Annotated in this window: 16 protein-coding genes and 1 pseudogene; 9 read left to right on the forward strand and 8 right to left on the reverse strand. The window is 72.1% G+C overall.

Features of this window, described 5'->3' with window-relative positions:
- The 5 genes and pseudogenes from ABD268_RS09690 to ABD268_RS09710 all read left to right on the forward strand — a co-directional run.
- Positions 1-132: pseudogene (locus ABD268_RS09690) on the forward strand (IS481 family transposase); the annotation flags it as partial.
- A gap of 53 nt (positions 133-185) precedes the next feature.
- Positions 186-857 carry a metalloregulator ArsR/SmtB family transcription factor gene (locus ABD268_RS09695; RefSeq protein ID WP_344150703.1) on the forward strand — a complete coding sequence of 224 codons (672 nt, stop codon included), beginning with the start codon at positions 186-188 and terminating at the stop codon, positions 855-857.
- Positions 857-1330: a hypothetical protein gene (locus ABD268_RS09700; protein WP_344150705.1), complete on the forward strand. Its 474-nt coding sequence runs from the start codon at positions 857-859 to the stop codon at positions 1328-1330. Before ABD268_RS09695 ends, ABD268_RS09700 begins: the two co-directional genes overlap by 1 nt.
- Positions 1323-2048, forward strand: a complete 726-nt coding sequence (locus ABD268_RS09705; protein ID WP_344150708.1) for a DsbA family protein — start codon at positions 1323-1325, stop codon at positions 2046-2048. The genes ABD268_RS09700 and ABD268_RS09705 overlap by 8 nt, the downstream gene beginning before the upstream one ends.
- Positions 2045-2887, forward strand: coding sequence for a cytochrome c biogenesis CcdA family protein (locus ABD268_RS09710; protein WP_344150711.1), 843 nt, complete (start codon positions 2045-2047; stop codon positions 2885-2887). The genes ABD268_RS09705 and ABD268_RS09710 overlap by 4 nt, the downstream gene beginning before the upstream one ends.
- 3 nt (positions 2888-2890) lie before the next feature.
- Here ABD268_RS09710 and cls read toward each other — a convergent pair whose 3' ends face one another.
- Positions 2891-4339: a cardiolipin synthase gene (gene cls, locus ABD268_RS09715; protein WP_344150714.1), complete on the reverse strand. Its 1449-nt coding sequence runs from the start codon at positions 4337-4339 to the stop codon at positions 2891-2893.
- A gap of 109 nt (positions 4340-4448) precedes the next feature.
- Here cls and ABD268_RS09720 point away from each other — a divergent pair, with 109 nt between their 5' ends.
- The gene (locus ABD268_RS09720) at positions 4449-5783 is read left to right on the forward strand and encodes a nicotinate phosphoribosyltransferase (RefSeq protein WP_344150717.1); all 1335 of its coding nucleotides are present in this window, start codon (positions 4449-4451) and stop codon (positions 5781-5783) included.
- A 24-nt stretch (positions 5784-5807) separates the two neighbouring features.
- On the opposite strand, the gene ABD268_RS09725 is transcribed toward ABD268_RS09720, so the two are convergent.
- From ABD268_RS09725 to ABD268_RS09740, 4 genes are all read right to left on the reverse strand, one after another.
- Positions 5808-7943 carry a DEAD/DEAH box helicase gene (locus tag ABD268_RS09725; protein ID WP_344150720.1) on the reverse strand — a complete coding sequence of 712 codons (2136 nt, stop codon included), beginning with the start codon at positions 7941-7943 and terminating at the stop codon, positions 5808-5810.
- 239 nt (positions 7944-8182) lie between these two features.
- Positions 8183-11620: an ATP-binding protein gene (locus ABD268_RS09730; protein ID WP_344150723.1), complete on the reverse strand. Its 3438-nt coding sequence runs from the start codon at positions 11618-11620 to the stop codon at positions 8183-8185.
- The gene (locus ABD268_RS09735; RefSeq protein ID WP_344150726.1) at positions 11617-12378 is read right to left on the reverse strand and encodes a DUF4194 domain-containing protein; all 762 of its coding nucleotides are present in this window, start codon (positions 12376-12378) and stop codon (positions 11617-11619) included. Before ABD268_RS09735 ends, ABD268_RS09730 begins: the two co-directional genes overlap by 4 nt.
- Complete coding sequence (locus tag ABD268_RS09740) at positions 12375-13868, reverse strand: DUF3375 domain-containing protein (protein ID WP_344150729.1); 1494 nt, start codon at positions 13866-13868, stop codon at positions 12375-12377. The genes ABD268_RS09735 and ABD268_RS09740 overlap by 4 nt, the downstream gene beginning before the upstream one ends.
- A gap of 197 nt (positions 13869-14065) precedes the next feature.
- Here ABD268_RS09740 and ABD268_RS09745 point away from each other — a divergent pair, with 197 nt between their 5' ends.
- Together ABD268_RS09745 and ABD268_RS09750 are read left to right on the forward strand one after the other, a co-directional pair.
- Positions 14066-15118: a nuclear transport factor 2-like protein gene (locus ABD268_RS09745; protein WP_344150732.1), complete on the forward strand. Its 1053-nt coding sequence runs from the start codon at positions 14066-14068 to the stop codon at positions 15116-15118.
- Between the two features lie 67 nt (positions 15119-15185).
- Positions 15186-16751: a peptide chain release factor 3 gene (locus ABD268_RS09750; RefSeq protein WP_344150735.1), complete on the forward strand. Its 1566-nt coding sequence runs from the start codon at positions 15186-15188 to the stop codon at positions 16749-16751.
- A 70-nt stretch (positions 16752-16821) separates the two neighbouring features.
- Here ABD268_RS09750 and ABD268_RS09755 read toward each other — a convergent pair whose 3' ends face one another.
- Together ABD268_RS09755 and ABD268_RS09760 are read right to left on the reverse strand one after the other, a co-directional pair.
- Positions 16822-17268, reverse strand: a complete 447-nt coding sequence (locus ABD268_RS09755; RefSeq protein WP_344150738.1) for a hypothetical protein — start codon at positions 17266-17268, stop codon at positions 16822-16824.
- A gap of 254 nt (positions 17269-17522) precedes the next feature.
- Entirely contained in the window at positions 17523-17819 is a 297-nt protein-coding gene (locus ABD268_RS09760; protein ID WP_344150741.1) for a DUF4193 family protein, read from the reverse strand.
- Between the two features lie 443 nt (positions 17820-18262).
- Between ABD268_RS09760 and ABD268_RS09765 the strand changes: the two genes are divergently transcribed.
- Positions 18263-18919, forward strand: coding sequence for a pyridoxamine 5'-phosphate oxidase family protein (locus ABD268_RS09765; RefSeq protein ID WP_344150744.1), 657 nt, complete (start codon positions 18263-18265; stop codon positions 18917-18919).
- Between the two features lie 258 nt (positions 18920-19177).
- On the opposite strand, the gene ABD268_RS09770 is transcribed toward ABD268_RS09765, so the two are convergent.
- On the reverse strand, positions 19178-20251 hold the full coding sequence (locus ABD268_RS09770; RefSeq protein ID WP_344150747.1) for a saccharopine dehydrogenase: 1074 nt from the start codon (positions 20249-20251) through the stop codon (positions 19178-19180).
- Position 20252 lies beyond the last annotated feature (1 nt).

Consider the following 20252-nt stretch of genomic DNA (forward strand, 5'->3'; position numbering starts at 1 on the left):
CGCTCAGAAACCGAACGCGCAGCCGCCTACCCCGCCTGGCTGCACACCTACAATCACCACCGCGGCCACACCGCACTCCGCGGCAAGTCACCCATCCAGCTCGTGCCCAACCTGCGTGGACAGAACAGCTAGGCCGCGAGCCCAGGCAAACTGCTACGTTATTCCAAAGATCTTTGGAGGATGCGGTGGAGCGCAGCGTGCAGCAGGACCAGCTCTTCAGCGAGCTGGCGGTCGTCGGCAAGGCCTTCGGCAGTGCCAAACGACTGGTGCTGGTGGAGCTCCTCGCCCAGGGCGAGCGCACCGTCGAGGCCCTGGCCGCAGCTGCGGGCATGGGCCTGAGCACCGCCTCGGCGCACCTCCAGGTGCTCAAGCTCGCGAACGTCGTGCAGACCCGCCGGGAGGGCACCCGCATCCACTACCGCCTCGCTGGCGACGACGTCGCTGCGTTGTACGACGCGATGCGGACCGTGGCCCGCACCCGCTCGGCCGACGTCGGTCGCGCCCTCGACGCCTACCTCAACGTGCCGGACGCGGACGAGGTCGCGCTCGTCTCCCGCGACGAGCTGACCCGGCTGCTGGAGACCGGCCGGGTCGACGTCATCGACGTGCGCCCGCGCGAGGAGTTCGTCGCGGGCCACATCCCCGGCGCGCGCAGCCTGCCCTTCGAGCAGCTCACCGCCGCCGCGGAGTCCCTGCGCACCGAGGCGCCCGTGGTGGCCTACTGCCGCGGCGCCTATTGCGTGCTGGCGCACGACGCGGTGCGGTTGCTCGGTGGCGAGGGCATCGCGGCGCGCCGCCTCGAGGACGGCATGCTCGAGTGGCGCACGCACGGCCACCCGGTGGAGGTCGGCGCCTGATGCTCGCCGCCCTTCGTGCGTGGCCACCACGCCGGTGGCTGACCGCTGTCGCGACCACCGCCGGCTTCGTCGTGCTGGTGGCCGTGCCGACCGACCTCCTCGACACCCCGCTGTTCAGCCGGGCGGTGCCGCCGACGTGGTGGGCCTGGCCGTCGCTGCTCGTGTCGGCGGCGCTGGCCGGGCTGCTCACCGCGTCGTACGTCGCCCGTCCCTCGAGCAGTCCCGCCGATCGCCAGCAGGCCCGCGGAGGGTGGGCCGGGAGCGTGCTCACGTTCTTCGCCGTCGGCTGCCCGGTGTGCAACAAGCTGGTGCTGGTGGCGCTCGGCAGCGCCGGCGCCCTGACCTGGTTCCAGCCCGTCCAGCCGCTGCTCCAGGTGGCGGCCGTCGTCCTCCTGGGCTGGGCCCTGCGCGCCCGGCTCCGCGGCGAGCTCTCCTGCCCGACCGACCCCGATCGAGAGGCGCTCCATGTCTGACCGTCGCAAGAGCCCGGCCATCCCCCTGGTCGTCGCCGTGGTGGCAGCGATCATCACCGCCGGCATGCTCGTCAACAGCTGGGGCTCCGACCAGTCCCCGGACGAGTCGGCGCCGGCACCCGCGCCCACCGCGGACAGCTCCAGCACGGACAGCGACGACCCGTTCGCCGACATCGTCCGCCGCGACGAGGGTGACCCGCTGGCCAAGGGACCGGCGGACGCTCCGGTCGTGATGATCGCCTACTCGGACTTCCAGTGCCCATACTGCGGCAAGTTCGCCCGCGACACCGAGCCGGTGCTGGACCAGAAGTACGTCGATGACGGCACCCTGCGCATCGAGTGGCGCGACTTCCCCTACCTCGGCAAGGAGTCCGACCTCGCGGCCCGCGCCGGACGGGCCGCCGCCATCCAGGGCAAGTTCTGGGCGTTCCACGACGCGATGTACGAGCACCAGCTCCCGCCCAACAGCGGTCACCTCGACGTCGACCACCTGGTCGGCGTGGCGCAGGACCTCGGCCTGGACCCCGACCGCTTCCGCAACGACATCGACGCCGACGAGACCCGCTTCGCCGTCGGACGCGACTTCGAGGAGGGTCGGCGGATCGGCGTGACCGGCACCCCGGCGTTCATCATCAACGGCAAGCCCGTCATGGGCGCCCAGCCCACCGAGGTCTTCGAGTCGATCATCGAGAAGGCGGCCGCGGAAGCCGGACGATGAACGACGTCGGCCTCCTCGCCGCCTTCGCAGCCGGGCTGCTGGCGCTGCTGTCCCCGTGCAGCGCCCTGCTGCTCCCGTCGTTCTTCGCCTACGCGTTCGCCAGCACGCGGGCGCTGCTCGCCCGGACCCTGCTCTTCTACCTCGGACTGCTGCTGACCCTCGTCCCGCTCGGCACCGGGGCGGGCGCCGCGTCGTCCCTGTTCTACGGCCACCGCTCGCTGCTGATCAGCGTCGCCGGCTGGGCGATCGTCGGGTTCGGCCTGCTGCAGATCGTGGGCAGGGGGTTCACGATCCCGTACGCCGCGGCGCTGCAGGGCGCCCTCGCCCGCCGCGGGGGCACCGGCTGGCTGTCGACCCTCGCCCTCGGCGCGGTCTACGGACTCGCCGGCTTCTGCTCGGGTCCCGTCCTGGGCGCCATCCTCACCGTCGCCGCCACCCAGCCCACCCCGTGGCAGGGCGGCTTCCTCCTGGCCGTCTACGCCCTCGGCATGGCGGCACCCCTCTTCGCCCTCGCCGCGCTGTGGGACCGCTTCGACCTCGGCCGCCGGCGCTGGCTGCGCGGCCGGATGCTGACCCTCGGTCCGGTGCGGGTTCACACGACCTCGCTGGTGGCCGGGCTCCTGTTCGTCGCCATCGGGGTGCTCTTCCTGCGCTACGACGGGACCGCCGGCGTCGTCGGGCTGTTCGGGCTCGGCGACACCACCGACCTCGAGTTCGACGCCCAGCAGGCCGTCACCCGCTGGACCTCCCACGTCCCCGCCTGGGTCGTGCCCGTCGCGGTCCTGGTGGTCGCGCTCGCCGTCGCCGGGCGCCGGCTCCGCGCCCCGCGGGACCGGTGAGACCTACAGCAGCCGCGAGAACAGCCGACACACGGAGTTGCGCACCCGCTCCCAGGTGCTGAGCGCCGACAGGTCGGCGAGGGTGACCTCGGAGCAGTGCTCGAGGTCCCGCTCGTACTGGTCGGCGCAGCTCCGGGCGATCTCCCCGGAGTAGAACACCGAGACCACCTCGTCGTGCAGGATCAGGCTGCGGATGTCCCAGTTGCAGGTGCCGATGATCGCCACCTCCGCGTCCACGGTGACGGTCTTGGCGTGCAGGAAGCCCGCGTCGTACTTGAAAACACGCACCCCAGCCGCCAGGGCGGTCGGGAAGTACGCGTGGGCCGCGTTGAACGGCAGCTTCTTGTCGGGCAGGCCGGTCATCATCAGCCGGACGTCCACGCCGCTCGAGGCCGCGACGCACATGGCCGTGAGCAGCGGCTCGTCGGGCACGAAGTACGGCGACTGGATCCAGGCGCGCTCCCGGGCGGTGGTCAGCGCCACGACGAAGACGTCCCGGATGGTCGGGAACGGCGTGGACACGCTCGAGTGCAGCACCTGCACCGGGATCCCCTCCCCCGCGGTCGCCGGGGCCGGCGGGGCCCAGCCGGCGAAGAGGTCCTCGTCGCGTCCGTTCATCGACCAGGTCGCGGCGAACAGCTGGAGGTACGGCGCGACGACCGGGCCGGTCATCCGGAAGTGGGTGTCCCGCCAGGTGTCGAAGCGGCGGCCGCCGTCGACGTACTCCTGTCCCATGTTCATGCCGCCGGAGTAGACAACCGCGCCGTCGATCAGCGCCATCTTCATGTGGTTGCGGTAGTTGAGCTGCCGCGCCCGCTTGTAGCACGGCACCACGGCCGCCCCGGCCTCGGCGAGGCGCTCGAGCTCCTGCTTGCGGTACGGCAACGAGCTGAGCCAGTCGTAGATGACGTTCACCCGGACCCCGGCCGCCAGCCGGTCCAGGAGGATCTCGGTCACCTCCGCGGTCAGCTCGTCCTGCTCCCAGATGAGGTACATCAGGTCGATCCGCTCCCGCGCGCCGCGCAGGTCGACGAACAGGTCGCGGAACTTGTCCGCGCCCGTGAAGTAGAGCCGCACGTCCTGCGCCGGCAGCGGGACGGTGCCACCCTCGCGTCGGCCGGCGGACTCGACGCGCTGCCCGGGCGACCCGCTGAGCGTCGCCACGGCGGCCGTGGAGAACCCCTGCGCCGAGGCCAGGACCGGGTCGAGGCTGCGCTCGCTCCGCGCCTCGACGCGCTCGCGCCGCTCACTGTGGCGGCGGGACTCGCGGCGGTGGTTGCGGCCGATGAAGAAGTACGCCACGACGCCGAGGACGGGGATGAGCAGGATGACGAACAACCAGGCCAGCACCACGCTGGGGTCCCGGTCGTCGGTCAGGAGCGCGGCCACGACTCCGACGATCACGACCGCGAGGACCGTGACGACGACGATCGTGACGACGGTCAGGATCACGGGTCCAGACTCCGCGACCGGTCCGGCCCGCGCATCATCCGTCACGGGTGACCACTCGAGCCGCAACGTGGGGCACAGTGAGCACGGGTTCCGCCACCGGGAGGTCGAGTTGTCCGACGCGCTCGCGACCGACCTCTACGAGGTGAACATGGCGCTCGCCTACCTCGACACCGGCATGACCGGGACCGCCACGTTCAGCCTGTTCGTGCGCCACCTCCCACCGGACCGCGGGTTCCTGGTCGCGGCGGGCCTGGAGTCCGCCCTCGACCACCTGGCCTCGTTCCGCGTCGACGACGAGGACGTGGCCGCGTTCGCCGACGCCCTGGGTCGCCCACCGTCCGAGCTCGAACCCCTGCGGGGACTCCGGTTCAGCGGCGACGCCTGGGCCGTCCCGGAGGGCCGGATCCTGTTCCCGGACACCCCGCTGCTCGAGGTGACGGCACCCATGCCCGAGGCGCAGCTGGTGGAGACCCACCTGCTCAACCAGCTCAGCCACCAGAGCGCGCAGGCCAGCAAGGCCGCCCGGTGCATCCTCGTGGCCGGCGGCCGGCAGGTCGTGGACTTCTCGTTGCGCCGCTGCCAGGGACTCGAGGCCGGCCTGCACGCCGCGCGCGCCGGCGCCGTCGTCGGCTTCGCCGCGACCAGCAACGTCGCGGCCGCCGCGCGGTACGGCATCCCGGCCACCGGCACGATGGCCCACTCGTTCGTGGAGGCCTTCGACGAGGAGACGGAGGCGTTCCGGGCCTTCGCCGGCAGCACGAGCGGGCCGGTCACGCTGCTGGTCGACACCTACGACACCGCGCGCGGCGTCGACCACGCCGTCGAGGTCCTGCGCGGCCTCCCGGACGTCCGCCGGATCGGCGTACGGCTCGACAGCGGCGACCTCGCTGAGCTGGCGCACGCGGCGCGACGGGTGCTCGACCGGGAGGGGCTGCCGCAGGCGCGCATCGTGGCCAGCGGCGGGCTCGACGAGTACGCCATCGAGGCCTTCGTCGCCGCCGGCGTCCCGATCGACGTGTTCGCGGTGGGCACCAAGGTGGGCACCTCCGCGGACACGCCGTACCTCGACGCGGCCTACAAGCTCGTCGAGTACGACGGTCGCCCGGTCATGAAGCTGTCGACCGAGAAGGTGAGCGAGCCGGGCGCCAAGCAGGTGTTCCGGCAGGCCGGCCTCGACGACGTGCTGGGCACGCGGGACGAGCCGGCACCCGCCGGCAGCGAGCCGCTGCTGCTGCGGGTGATCGCCGGCGGCAGGCGGGTCACGCCCCGGCCGTCCGAGGCCGAGGCGGTCGCCGCCGCCCGGAAGCGGTTCCGGTCCGACCTCGAGCAGCTGGACCCCTCGCGGCGCCGGCTGCGCGGCCTCCCGGACCGCCGGATCCCGCGCTCGGCGACGCTCGCCCGGCGGACCGAGCAGGTGCGCGCCGAGCTGCGGGGGCGCGCCTGACGGCGGCGGCCCGACGGCTGCCGCCTAGGCCGTCCGCTCCTCCAGCGCCTCCGTCAGCAGCGCGACGAGCGCCTCGAGCTGCACGTCGGCCGACGAGGAGACCTCCTCGTCCGATCCGTCGAGGGCCCGGGCGGCGAGCCCGGCCTTGCTGTCGATGAGCTCCGCGATCTTCGTGTCGATGGTCTGCGAGGCGATGATGCGCCACGCGGTCACCGGCATGTCCTGGCCGATCCGGTGGACCCGGTCGATCGCCTGGGTCTGCTCCGCGTCGGTCCACGAGAGCTCGGCGAGCACGACGTTCGAGGCGACCTGCAGGTTGAGCCCGACGCCGGCGGCCGTCAGCGAGCAGACCACGACCGAGACGTCGGGGTCCTCGACGAACGCGTCGATGTTCTTCTGGCGCGCCGTCCGGGTCTGGTCGCCGCGGATCGAGGCGTAGCGCATGCCGCGCTTCGCAAACGTCTCCTCGGCCACGTCCATCACGTCGACGTGCTTGGCGAAGAAGACGACCTTGCCCACGCTGCGCGCGAGCTGCGCGGCGTAGTCGGCGGCGAGGCCGGACTTCGCCTGGCCGATGCGGCGCATCATGCCGAAGACGTTCTCCTCCGACTTCGACGTCGTGGTGTCCTCGCGCTCCCAGGTGGCGACCCGGCGGACGAGCTCGTGGTCGATGCCCTCGACGACCGCGCCGGACTTCCGCGTCGCGAGCGCGTTGTCGTAGCGCTCCACCAGCCGGCGGGCGAGCTCGCGCTCGGCCTCGCGGATCGAGCGGCCGGCCTCGTCGTCGAGCTCGACGGGCAGGTCGGCGATGCGGCGGGCCGGGATGTCGGCCGCCACGTCCACCTTGCGGCGCCGGACGATGCCCATGTCGATGACGCTGGCCCGGGCCGCGGGGTAGAACCCGAAGTCCGCCGGCGTCAGGCCGGTCTCCTCGAGCCGGTCCATCAGCTCGGCGAGCGGCTTCTTGTCGTCGATCCAGCCCAGGAACTGCCAGATCGCCCGGAAGTCCTCGATGTCGTTGATCAGCGGGGTCCCGGTGAGCGCCATCAGCAGGGGTCGCACGGTACGGGACCGGACCCGCTCTGAGAGCTGCAGCACGTGCTGCGAGCGCTGGGAGGTCTTGTTCTTGATGAAGTGCGCCTCGTCGACGACCATCCCGCGGAAGCCGAGGTCGCCGAGCCAGCCGACGTGGCGGTCGAGCACCTCGTAGTTGACGACCACGATGTCGGCGAAGCCGTCGATGGTGTCGCCGTCGCCGTGGATCACGGTCGCCGGGCGGTTCGGGGTCCACAGGCCGGCCTCGCGCGCCCAGTTCATCTTGACGACGTTCGGCACGACCACGAGCAGCGGGTAGGCGTCCACGGCCTGGGCTGCGAGCAGCGCCTGGGCAGTCTTGCCCAGGCCGGGCTCGTCGGCTAGCAGGAAGGTCCGGTGGCCGTCGGCGGCGGCGGCCACGACCTGGGCCTGGTGCGGCATCAGCTCAAGACCGCCCGGCGAGCGCTGGTGGGTCGGCTCGGGCAGCTTCATGCACGAGGAGGCGCCACCGGAGGCGTTCTCGAACGACCGGAACAGCGGGCCGAGCAGCTCCCAGGTGGCCAGCCGGCGCGGCCCCGCCGGACGCTTCGGCGCGTTGGAGAAGTCGGGGGCGAGGAACGGGTTGGCCAGCTGGCGGGAGATCACGGCCTGCGGCACGACCCGACGCTGGGTGGTGGTGGCGACGGGCGCGGGCTCCACGGGCGCGACCACCTCGGGCACCTCGACGCCGGCCGCCCGCAGCATGTCGCGCTTCAGCGATCCCGCGGCGTCGGAGACGACGACGTCCTCGGCCAGCAGCTGCAGCAGCGAGGTGTCGCGGGCCGCGGTCTTCGCGAGGATCGTGGCAATCCCGTCGAGGCGCTTGAGCTGCGCGGCCCGCTGGGCCTCGGTGCTGTCCTGGTCGGTCTTGACCTGGGCCCGCTCCTCGCGGACCAGCAGGGCGACGACCTGGAACTTGGTGCGGTTGCCCGGCGACACGGGTCCGCGCTGGGCGGCCGCCTCCACCTCGCGCACGGCGCGGGCGAGCACCGGGATGATGCCTTCGTTGTCGAGGTCCCGCACGCGTCGTTGCTGACGCGGGGCGGTACGACGAGCGCCGGTCTGGCGCTGGCCTCGTCGGGCCAAGGACTCCTCCTCTGGAGCGCCCGGCTCGGGCTTCCGCGACGGGATCGGAACACCCGCTCACGGCCCCGGCCGGGACATCGTGCGTCGAGCGGAGCAGGCCTGGTGGCCACCCCGCGACTCGGTCCCACGGATCTGCGAGAGATCGACGTGTCGGACCCGGACGGTCCGCCCACGATGTGGGACCTGCGACCGTCGGTCGACGGTGCTGGCTCCACTGTAGCGCGCGGCGACCGATCGGGTCAGGAGGCGTCGGTGATCGCGAAGATCGAGGAGAGCTGGGTCTCGGGGTGCTTGGTGATGACCAGCAGCTCGTCCATGTGCGGCTCGAGCCCGGTCACCTTGTCCAGCGGCACGCCGATCACCAGCTGGAAGCCCAGCCCCTTCCAGGCACCCACCGCGCGCCCGGCGAACTCCGAGTCCGCCTTCACGAACCCCTCGTCGAGGAACACCGGCGCGAACCGGGGCCGCGACCGCATCTCGTCACCGAGCCGGAAGCGCAGCGCGGAGCCCACGATGAACGCGACGAGCTCCTGGCTCTCGCCACCGCTCTTCTCCCCCAGCGTCCGGTACGTCGCCTTCAGCTCGCCGGTGAGCCGGTCGTACCGCTCGGCGCTGATCTCGACGTGGCGGCGTACGTCGAGCAGCCGGTCGCGGTCGGAGCCGCGGTCGCCGTCGTACGCGTGCTCGGGGCGGCGCAGCTGGTCCATGAAGCGGCGCAGCTGGGTGAACCGCGCCTCCATCTGCTCCTCGGTCAGGTCGCGGGTCGTCCCCCGGGAGAGCTCCCGCAGGTCCCGCACGAAGACCTGGACGTGCGCCGGGGCGAGCCTCCGCAGCCGGATCCGGAGCCGGTCCTTCGCGGCCCCGAACTCCAGCCGGCGCAGGATCGCGTTGATCGGCTCGAGCCGGTCCTCGATCTCCTCGACCGACGCCGACATGGCGCCCGCGAGCGGCACCAGGTCCTGGCCGCTCCACTCGGTCAGCCGGCGGCGCCACTCCGAGCGTCGCTGGGCCAGGCCGGTCGCCTCGATGTCGGAAAGGATCCGGGCGAAGTCCGGGTAGGACTCGACCCCCGTCCCGAGGTTGGGGTCGGCCCACTGCAGCTGGTAGGCGCGGAAGATGCCCGCGAGCTCCCGGTCGACGTTCTCGACCTCCACCTGGGCGGTGGAGACCGCGGCGTTCAGCCGGGCATGCAGGCGGCCGGCGTTCTCGTGGAACCGGGCGAGGTCCTCGGGGTCGTCCGGCGCGGCCGCGGCGGCGAACTCCTCGTCCAGCCGGGCCGCCTGCTCCTCGGCGAGCGCGACGCGCCCGGACCGCTCGATCCGCTCGAGCTCGTCGTTGACCTGGTCCTCGGACTCGACCAGCTCCCCGTGCTCGGTGTCGAGACGGACCTTGAGCTCGTCGAGCTGGAACCGGTGGCGACGGGCCTCGTCCAGCTGCGTCTCCAGGTCGGCGATGTGCTGCTCGAGGGTGTTGAGCTGGTCGTCCGCGGTGAGGATCTCCTCGCGGCGCCGCTCGAGGTCGGCGATCCGGCTGTCGCAGGACGCCACGTCGAGGTCGTCGAAGCCGTGGCCGCGGACCGCGTCGTAGGCGACCCGGCGCTGGTCGAGCAGGTGGGTGGCGGCCTCGACCTCGTGCAGCCGGTCGTCGAGCCCGGTGAGCGAGGCCTCGATCGCGGCGAGCTCCTCGTCGATCTCCGCGAGCGAGTCGGCGTTGCTGAAGCCGATGATGTTGCGGCGGTCGCCCCGGCCGTGCGAGCCACGTCGTCCCGACCGGGTCTGGCCGGCCGGCGTCACGCGGAAGCCGCCGCCGGAGAGCTCCTCGGGCGACTCCACGCACAGCGCGTTGCGCGGGGGCTCCGCCAGGTGCCGCTGCACCCAGCCGCGGAACGGCGAGTCCTGGAGGAGCAGCTTGCCGGCCACCCGGTCGGTGTCCGCGGCGGCCGGGGGGTCGAGGTCGAGCTCGGCGCCCTCGAAGGTCAGCCGGCCGCGCAGGTGCACCGAGTCGATCGACGCCGAGAAGTGCTCGAGCCGGTCCAGCGGCACCAGCATCAGCCGGGCGGTGCCGGCCAGCACCGTCTCGATCGCGAGCCGCCAGCGGGACTCCTCGGGGGCCACGTCGATGAGCTCCGCGACGAACGGCAGCTCCGCCGGCGACAGCCCGCTGGCTCGCGCCACCTCGGCGCGCAGCGCGTGCAGCTGCTCGGGCACCCGGCCGGCCCGTCCCTCCAGCGAGGCGCGCTCGGCCTCGAGCTCCTTGCGCCGCGCCAGCAGCGGGTACCGCGAGCCCATGACCTCGTCGCGCTCGGAGACCAGCCCGGCCGCCTGCTCCGGGTGCTCGGCCAGCCAGCGCTCGGCCCGGGCGACCAGCCCGGTGAACGCCTCGCGGGAGCCCAGCGCCTCCTCCTCGTCGTCCGGCAGCGCGACCATCCGCGCCAGCAGCCCGTCGCGGCGGCCGAGGCGCTCCTCGCGGAGCAGCTGCTCCCGCTCGATGTCGACGGCGAGCCGCTCCAGCGTGGCTCCGCCGGCGGCCCGGTGCTCCTTCTTGGCGGCCTCCAGGTCGGTGTCGAGCGCGGTCAGCGTCCGGCCGCTCGCCTGGAGCTCGCCGGCCACCCGGGTCCGTCCCTGCCGGTTGGCCTCCACCGCCGCGCCGAGCAGCCGCGCGTGGGTGCGCAGCAGCCAGAGCCGGACCGGGGTGTCCCCCTGGGCCGCGACGCCGAACGCGTCCAGCTCCTCGGTCCGCGCCAGCGCGGCCACCTTGCGGTCGTGCAGCTCGGTGATCGGCGCCAGGAGCTCCTGCTTCTGCTCCTCGGTCCGCATGGCCGTGTAGGCCGACTCCAGGTCGTCGAAGTGCTCGACGGCGCGGTCGGCGGCGGCGAACGTGGTCGGCCGCTCGAGCACCATCTCCTTGTAGAGCTCGTCGACGCTGCGCACCTGGTTGCCCGCCTGGATGCGGGCCAGCAGCCGCAGCGCCTTCGCGCCGTCGCCGTTGGCACCGATGCCCAGCCGCGCGTGCAGGATCGCGGCGAACTCGGCGTACGTCCGGTGGACCCGCACCCCGGGGTAGAGCTTCTTGAGGGTGTTGGCGTGGAAGCGGTCGGGCACGGCCGACTCGAGCGTGGCCAGGTCGACCGGTGCGTCGAGCGTGGCCAGCTGCATCTGCACCTCGCTCGAGCGGGTGGCCCGGCGCGGCACGTAGTAGGTGCGCAGCGCGGTGAACCGGCGCTGCTGGTCGTTGACGAACGTCATCGAGACCGCGCCCCAGGTGTCGCTGCCCTGCCCACGCAGCAGCGACTCGACCGGCCGGCCGGTGCGCGGGTCGTCGACCACGTCCACCGCGCCGCGCAGGTAGGAGAGCAGGTTGCGCTGCCCGACCCCCCGGGCCCGGCCCGCGACGGCGTCGTTGGAGGCGCCGTTGAACTTGGTGTCCGAGGGCATCATCAGCGCCGTGTAGGCGTCCAGCACGGTGCTCTTCCCGACGCCGGAGGCCCCCGAGATCATGGTGGCGTCGCCGTGCAGGTCGACCTCGACGCGACCCGAGAAGCCGCCCCAGTTGACCAGCTGGAGGTGCTCGGCGCGCCACTGCAGCGTGTCGTCGGACGGGGTCGCGACGACCCCCTGCTCGAACAGGCCGTCGCCCTCCAGGGCGGCGTCGGTCGTGGTGTCGACGTCGGTCGTCATCCCTGCTCCTCCTCGTCCTGCTCCGCCGGCTCGGGCTCGTAGCCGCCGAACAGCGGGTCCTCGGCCTGCTCGGGCTCGTTGGTCTGCTGCAGGCTCACCAGCAGCTCCCTGAGCAGCTCGAGCGGGAGCAGCGGCTCGATCGCCTCGCTGATCTCGAACCGGTCGTCGGTCGGCGCGCCGATGAGCAGCCCGGCCCGGTTGACGTTGCCCACCGCGTTGCGCGCCCGCTTCTCGTCGCCGGCCACGTCCGTCGCGTGGGGCGGGCGGAAGCCGGCGACGTACTCGACGATGTCGTCCCGGTCGACGAAGACCCGCGCCTCGCCGGCCGAGGCGGCCGCCCGGAAGCGGTCGCGCAGGTGGACCAGCACGATCGTCTCCTCGCGGCTCCAGGCGGCGTCGTAGAGCAGGGTGGGGAACTTCTGGCCGGTCTCGGACACGGCCTGCCGCTTCCACGCCACCTCGCGGACCGGGTCGATCTGCAGCTCGAGGAAGAGGTCGTTGAGCCGCCCCCGGATGACCCGCTCGTTCTCGGTGAGCGCGCGCCAGTCCCGCGGATGGGTGCGGGCGCTGATGAAGCGCTGCTTGAGCAGCGTGACGAGGGCACGGCGCTCGTCGTGCTCCAGCCCGCCCTCGTCGCCCTCGAACAGCGAGACGGACGTGGTCGCCTCGCGCCCGGGGTCGTCGGGGTCCAGCGCCGCGAACTCCTCCGTCCCGGGGTCGCCGGCGACGTCGTCGTGCTCGTCCTGGAGGGTGCTCATCGTCGGTCCTTCGGCCTGGAGGGGAGGTCGGGGTCGTCGAGCGGTACGCGGGGCACCGCGAAGGTCCGCCCGGAACCGTCCGGGCGCAGGGCGTGGTACCGCTCGAGGGTCGGCTCGGCGGGCAGCTCACGGTCGGCCGCGAGGTGGAGGAGCCCGAAGATCTCCACGGGGCGTCGCAGCGCGGGGTCCAGCGAGTCGAACACCTGGCCCAGCGACGCGGCCGGGTCCAGCGAGGCCAGCGCCTCGTCGAGCCGTCGCCGCAGGGCCGTGATGGAGGGGCCGCCCTGGGCCATCACCGCCGCGAAGGACGGCGGCACGTCGTCGGCGGTGGGCGTGTCCGCGAGCCGGGTCGGCGCCACGTCGTCGGCGGGGTCGTGGAACCGCTCCCGGAAGTGGTCGACGTCCACCCGGGCGGGCAGCAGCGGCAGGTCGAGCGTCGCCCGCGGCCCGGACGTCGCCATCCAGCCCATCAGCCCGGACTCGATCTGCCGCAGCGTCTGCTCCAGCTCACGGTCCCGGGCGGCGTCGTGGGCGACGATGTAGTCCTTGAGCGTCGAGGTGACCCGTGAGCGCTGCGAGAGCACCCGGTCGAGGCCGTCGCGGATCAGCCGCACCGTGCCGCGCAGCTCGGCCCGGTCGCCGTCGGCCAGCAGCCCGTCGGAGAGCGGGTGGTCGAGCAGGGCGCCGAGGTCGTCGCGCAGCTGGGCGACCATCGCGTCGTCGCGGAGCAGCGCGAACGCTCCCTCGAAGGCCCGCCCCTCGGGGGTGGCCGTCAGCAGCGAGTCGGCCCGGGCGAGGTAGGCGTCGATCACCTCGCCGGCCGGCCGGTCCTCGGCGCGGAACGAGGCCAGGATCTCGGCCCGGATCTGGGCGAACCGCTCCTCCACCCGGGCGAAGTCGCTGGGCAGCGCGGAGATCAGCGACTGGAGCTCGGTGAACCCCTCCAGCATGTAGTCCTCCGAGGGCGCCTCCATCTGCTCGCCCTCGACCAGCCGGTCCCGCTCGGCGGCCAGCCGGGCGATCTCGGCGTTGAGGATGCCGACCCGGGCGGAGCGGTCGGGGTTGGCCTCGCTGTTGAACCGCCGCACCGTGGTGAGGATCGTGGCGATCCGGTGCTCGCTGAGCGTGGCGCGGTCGCGCGAGAGCGTCTTCACCAGCTCGAGCGCCTGCTGGGCGTGCGAGGTCAGCGAGTAGACCTCCTGCCCGCTGTCGTCCAGCGCCCGGACCAGCCACTGGCCGCGCATCCACCGCTGGCACAGGTCCCTGCCGCTGCCGGTGGGGACCTCCGCCTCCCCCGTCAGCCGCAGCTCGGCGAGGTGGTCCTCGACCTGGGCGTGCAGCCGGGCGGTCGGGATCGGCCGGTTGTCCCGGCCGAACGCGGACCGGAACACCGCGATGACCACCGGTGCCTGGCGCTGGTGCAGCAGCGTCAGCGTCGGCTGCTCGAACGCGCGACGCACGCGCGCGAGCTCACCTGCGACGTCGCTCATCCAACCCTCCCAGCGCGTCCGGAGTGCCCAGCAGGGCACAGCGGCGAGACAGCATGCCATCGGAGGCGGCCTCCCCCATAGACGGGGTGGAGGCGCGGGCCCGCCCGGCGGGCACTTGGTCACCGTCATCGTGGTCGCCTGCCCCATCCGCCGGGGCGTCCCGGGAGCTGGGATGGACCCGAGCTGGAGGGCGGGTCGTGGACGCAGGTGTACTTCTCTACTGGGTGCCGCTGGGGGCAGGCGGCCACGTGGTCCGCCTCAACGGACGGCTCTACGAGGCCTGGTGCGCCCGGCGGGAGCATCGGCCCCCGACGCCGCTCTTCCACGCCGCGCTCGAGATCCACCTGGACGACTGGAGCTACGCCGTCGAGATGGCTCCTGCCTGGGGGAGCTCTGCCGGTCAGGGTGGCGTCGTCGCCACGGGGCCGGTGGGCCTGCGCCCGCTGGGCCGCTCGCGGTTCTTCCGCTACGAGGTGCGGGCCTGGCGAGGCGGGACGATCCCGGACGCGTCGTACGCCGTGGCGAGTCCGGTGTCGGTCAGTGCGGACCGCGACCGTGCCGCCGCGGTGCTCGACCTCGCCCCGCAGGTACCCGCACTCACCTGGGGTCGTGACGAGCTCGGCACCGGCGAGATGTGGAACTCGAACTCACTGGTCGCCTGGCTGCTCGCCGGCACCGGCCACGACGTGAGCGCCCTCAGCCCTCCCCGGGGCGGTCGCGCCCCCGGTTGGCGCAGCGGGCTCGCACTCGCCACGAACCAGGCCTCCGTCCCGGCGGCGGGGTCGCGACGCGGTCCTACACTGCAAGTGAAGCGCGGTTTCTCGGCTTGTCGGAAGGTCGCGAGCATGGCCCAGGGTGAAGCATCGAACGGCAGGACCCGAGTCGAGTACCTCCTCGGCGTGCCCCTTGACGCGGACGTCGTCCGGCAGTGGCCGCAGATGCGGGAAGCGGTGCACGGGAGCCAGCTGATCGGCGATGTTGAGGGGAGCTTCGAGGAGCTCACGCTCGAGGTGGGGCGGCGTCTCGAGCTCGACGACGTGATCGTCGTCGAGTGGACCTGCAACTACGGGGACGGGCGGCTCTATCGCAACGTCACGATCGGCGAGCTCGAGGGAGGCCGGGCGGTGAAGGTGACCGACTACTGGGGCGAGCCGACCACCACCCCGCAGTGGCGCAGAGACCTGACGAGCCCGCTGGAGATGCCGGCGGACGGGATCTGGCCCGACAACGAGCACCTCGGGCATCATTGACCTCTTCCGAGGACGGGCCCGAGTCGGCGAAGAGACGGTCCGGCGGTTCGACCGGTAGATTCGCGCGATGCCTGACACCCGCCCTCGACGTACCTTCGCCGTCATCAGTCACCCCGACGCGGGCAAGTCCACGCTGACGGAGGCACTCGCCCTGCACGCGCGGGTGATCACCGAGGCGGGAGCCGTCCACGGCAAGGGCGACCGGCGCGCCACGGTGTCCGACTGGATGGCGATGGAGAAGGCGCGCGGCATCTCGATCACCTCTGCCGCGTTGCAGTTCGTCTACCGCGACCACGTGATCAACCTCGTCGACACCCCCGGCCACAGCGACTTCTCCGAGGACACCTACCGCGTGCTGTCCGCGGTCGACTCCGCGGTGATGCTGGTCGATGCCGGCAAGGGCCTGGAGCCGCAGACCCTCAAGCTGTTCAAGGTCTGCGCGCTGCGCGGCATCCCGGTGATCACCGTCATCAACAAGTGGGACCGTCCCGGGCTGTCGGCGCTCGAGCTGATGGACCTCATCCAGGAGAAGATCAAGCTCCGCCCCACTCCCCTCACCTGGCCGGTCGGTGAGGCCGGCGACTTCCGCGGTGTCCTGGACCGCCGGACGGGAGACTTCGTGAAGTACACGCGCACCGCCGGTGGCGCCACCCGGGCCCCCGAGCAGCGGGTGAGCCCCGACCTGGTCGACGAGAGCGACGCGCACGTGTGGGCGGAGGCGGTCGAGGAGCACGAGCTGCTCACCCTCGACGAGGCCGACCACGACCAGGTGCGCTTCCTGGCGGGTGAGACCACGCCCGTGATGTTCGCCTCGGCACTCCAGAACTTCGGTGTCGCGCAGCTGCTGGACCTGTTGCTCGACCTGGCACCGGCCCCCAACGCGACAGCGGGCGTCGACGGCTCGGTCCGTCAGGTCGCCGACGACTTCAGCGCGTTCGTCTTCAAGGTGCAGTCCGGGATGAACACCGCCCACCGGGACCGGCTCGCCTACGCCCGGGTCGTGTCCGGGACGTTCGAACGCGGCATGGTCGTCACCCACGCCACCACCGGGCGCCCCTTCGCGACGAAGTTCGCCCAGTCGGTGTTCGGCCGGGAGACGAGCTCGGTCGAGAGCGCCGAGCCGGGCGACATCATCGGCTTCGTCAACGCGCAGGCCCTCCGGGTCGGGGACACCGTGTACGCCGGGGACGCCATCGCGTACCCACCGGTACCCAGCTTCGCCCCCGAGCACTTCGTGACCGCCAGCGCCGGCGACATCGGCCGCTACAAGCAGTTCCGCCGAGGCATCGAGCAGCTGGACCAGGAGGGCGTCGTGCAGGTGCTGCGGTCCGACCTGCGCGGAGACCAGAGCCCCGTCCTGGCGGCGGTCGGCCCGATGCAGTTCGAGGTGGTCGAGGACCGGATGACCAACGAGTTCAACGCCCCGATCCGGTTCTCCCGGCTCGACTACCAGGTCGCCCGACTGACCGACGCCGCCGGCGCCGCGGCGCTGGCCGGGATCCGTGGTGTCGAGGTCCTCGAACGCAGTGACGGCACTCGCATGGCGCTGTTCGTCGACCAGTGGCGCGCCAAGGTCACCGCGCGGGACAACCCCGACGTCATGCTCGAGTCCCTGCCCGCCGGTGGCAGCTGAACGCCGCCGGGTCCCGCCGCGGGGATGGCCACCCCGCCGTTGCTCCGTCGAGAGCAGCTGCGTCGAGGTCTCACCGGCACGCGACGCCCGACCTGCGGGCGGACATGTGGTAGCCCGGTCCCCTCACGCGGATGGCGGTGAAGAACTGGCTGCCGCAGAGTTCCCGAGGTTGCGCCAGGCGCACGGTGACCCGGTACGTGGTGTAGTGACCGTCGGCGCAGTCCGGGATGCAGTCGTTGACGTGCGCGATGCCATCGCCAGCCGCTCGGCGGTCGTCCCAGACGGTCCACTGCATGCCTCGGACGTACAGCGATCCGTCAACGGACGGGTTCAGTCGGCCTGGCTTGTACGCGCGGGTGCTGACGCCGTACTGGGCGAAGTACGTCGTCTGGTTCGTGGGCCGGTCAGTGACGTGGGCATGGTGGGGGGCCGAGCTCTGGCAGGCGACCGCCGAGGCTGCCGCAAGAAGTAGGCAGGCCGGTGCGCCGAGCAGATGGCGGAAGGTCGAGGTGCGCATGGTGGGGAGCTCCGGATCCGGGCGTCTCGTCGCCTGCACGGGTCGTGAGCTCGCGGTGCGCCTGATCAGGCGCCGTGTCTCCGTCGGGTGCTGCGCCGGACACTTCCGTTATACCGCGGCGCAGGCAGGACGCGTCTCGGCGAGCCCGGTGCTGGGCATCCCAGCTGCTGAGCTCGCGACGACGGGCGGAGTCGGGTCACGTGTTGGACCTGGCCGGTCCGTGGCTCCACGCCCAGCGCTGTGCCGTCGACCGTTCAGGCACAGTCTCTGCAGAGGTCGGCCGCCGGTGAGGAACGCCGGGAGTCGTGCTGGACGAGGAAACATGCAGCGCAGGTGAACTCGTCGGCCTGCTTCGGCGTCACCTCGATGGAGAGGGTCTCGTGGGAGAGATCCGCGCCGGGCAGCTCATACGACTCCGCTGACTCGGTCTCGTCCTCGTCCACCTTCCCTGAGGTCTTGTCCTGATCACCCGAGGTCAGGCGACGGGCCTCCAGGCTTTCTTCCTTCTGTTCCTCTTCTGTCTTGCGGGATGCGTCGTAGTCGGTTGCCATGTGCAGGTTCCTCTCGGGGCGGAACCGCGAATGCTAGCCCCCGACGCCGTCGTGGCCTGCAATCACGGCGCCGGTGAGACGGCCTGCCTGCGCGCTGCGACCGGCCGGTGGTGGTCCGACTCTCCGCTGCTCCGGGCTGGTGCAGAAGATCTCGGAGCGGTACAGCGAACCGACGACGCCTTCATCGAGGTCCGGCCGGTGAACCTGGAAGACACGTCCAGCAGGCCCGCCGTGGTCCTGTTCCGTCGGGTTCTCGTTGGTTCCACCCATGAAACCGGTCCGAGTGGAGATGACGCCTTCGGGCTCGGCTGATCAATGGCGGAGCGACCAACCCGACGACCTGAACCCGCAGGCTCATCCGGGCGTTGCGTGCGACGAGTGGAGAAGTGCCACGATGACGTCGTGACGCTCCACGCCGTGCTCGAATCCACCGAGTCCGAGTCATGACCGCGCTGAACCGCTTTCCGGAGCTCGGTGTGCCGGATCGCGCGGCCCTGGATGCTTTGCTCGACTCGCAGTGGGCGGGGGTGCTGTGCTGCGCGGTGGACGGCGAGCCGCTCGCCGTTCCGATGTTGTACGCCCGGGACGGGGACCGCGTCCTGCTGCATGGCTCGACCGGCGCGGGCGCGCTTAGACACGTCGCGGCCGGGGCTTCCGCCGTGCTGACCGTGTTCACCCTGGACGCGCTCGTGGTTGCGCCGACGACCTTCGAGTCGTCGGTCAACTACCGCTCTGCCACGGTCCGCGGACGGCTCAGTCCGGTCGAGGACCGGGACGCTGCGCTCGACCTGTTCAGCGACGTGGTCATTCCCGGGCGGATCCACGAGGTGCGGCGTCCCAGTCGCAAGGAACTGGCCGCCACTGAAGTGCTGTCGCTGCCCATCGCCGAAGGGCACTGGTTGCTCAAGGTCGCGAGCGGCTGGCCGGCGACGCCTGAGGAGGCAGGCGCCGACCCCGGCGTATGGAGCGGGGTGGTGCCGGTCCGACGCGTCCTGGACCAGCCGGTGCCGGCGCCATGGGCGTCGAATCTTCCTGTCCCGACATCGTTGCGCAGGCTGCTCGAACAGCACGGTGAGACGGACGAGCCCGGCGTGGACTGAGCCCGCCGGGAGTTGCGGCGCACCCATTTCCCATGGCATCGGGTGCGCGTCGATCGTCTGGGGCCTGACTATTTCGGTCATTGCCGGGTGCCGACTGGCCTCCCCATGAGCGTCGAGCCCCGCGTGTTCCCAGTGACCCGATGCGGCATGGCGTTGTCGCGGGACGACATTGGTTCGCGGCGGATCCGCACGTCCACAGCGCAGGGAAGTCACCCGACGCGGGCTCTTGGCGTGCGGCCCGGTCCGGGGGTAGGGGCCTCACGGTGACTCGAGCTCGTCCATCGCGTGGTCGAAAGCGCGGCCAGCCGCCCGCCACGGTCCCGACGGCCCGTCATCACCGGCCAACCCGAGCAGGAGCGGGGTCAGGTCAGCGCTGAACCCCTCGCTGGCCTCGCGCGGAAGCAGCGAGGGCAGGTTGTCGATGGCGATGACCTCCAGCGGCGCGGTGGCGTGCTCCGAGGTGCCGCCATGCAATCGCCGTACCGGCTCCAGCCACGTGGTGATCTCGGTGTTCACCGGAAGCATGTTGGTGGGTCCGGTGACATCGCAGGTCACGTCCGCGAGCACCCGCAGCCGGCGCTCCTGGTCCAGGTCTGCCTGCTCCACGAACGGAGTCGTCGGGGTGTGCGTGACGACGCAGTTCACCAGCAGGTCGTGGCCCAGCAGCGCCTGCTTGTGCAGGTCCCGCGTCTCCTGGCGATCCCACCGGGTGGTCGGCACGCCGGCATTCATCAGCGCCTGCCGGGCGCCGCGACCGGATCGCCCGAGCGCCCCGGTGACCAGCGCCAGCAACTGGTCGGCCCCCGCCTTACCGGCCCCCTCCAGCTCGGCGTCGAGCTCGTGCTTGGCCATCGGGGCGAGCGGCGCGGCCAACCTGCCGGCCAGGTGCAGCACGCCAAGTGCCGCGCCCACGTAGCCGGCCCAGTAGCCGAAGGCGACCACCCGCCTGCCGCCGTGGTCGATGAGGTACTCGATGTCGAGCAGCCGACCTCCGCCGCAGCGAAACCGCTCGAGGGTGCGCCGGGCGTCCTCCTGGCCCTTGAACGCGTGCGCGAAGTAGATGTGCCGGTGGAACAGCGACGCCGGCTCGTCGGAGAGCTCCTTGATTCCGAGGACGTAGGCGTCACGGGGAGCGTCGGGCCACGTGCCCTCGGCCACGACGGACGCCCCGGCCGCGGCGTACTCCTCGATGGCGAAGATGCGTTGGGGCGATTCCTCGACGGTCACCTCGAACCCCGCGTCCAGCAGCACTGGAACGTCGCCGGGTACGACGGGCGCACGCCGCTCCGTGCCGCGGGACTCGGACCGGATCCACACATGGACAGGCTGCATG

The sequence above is a fragment of the Nocardioides koreensis genome (assembly GCF_039531775.1).
Taxonomy (GTDB): domain Bacteria; phylum Actinomycetota; class Actinomycetes; order Propionibacteriales; family Nocardioidaceae; genus Nocardioides; species Nocardioides koreensis.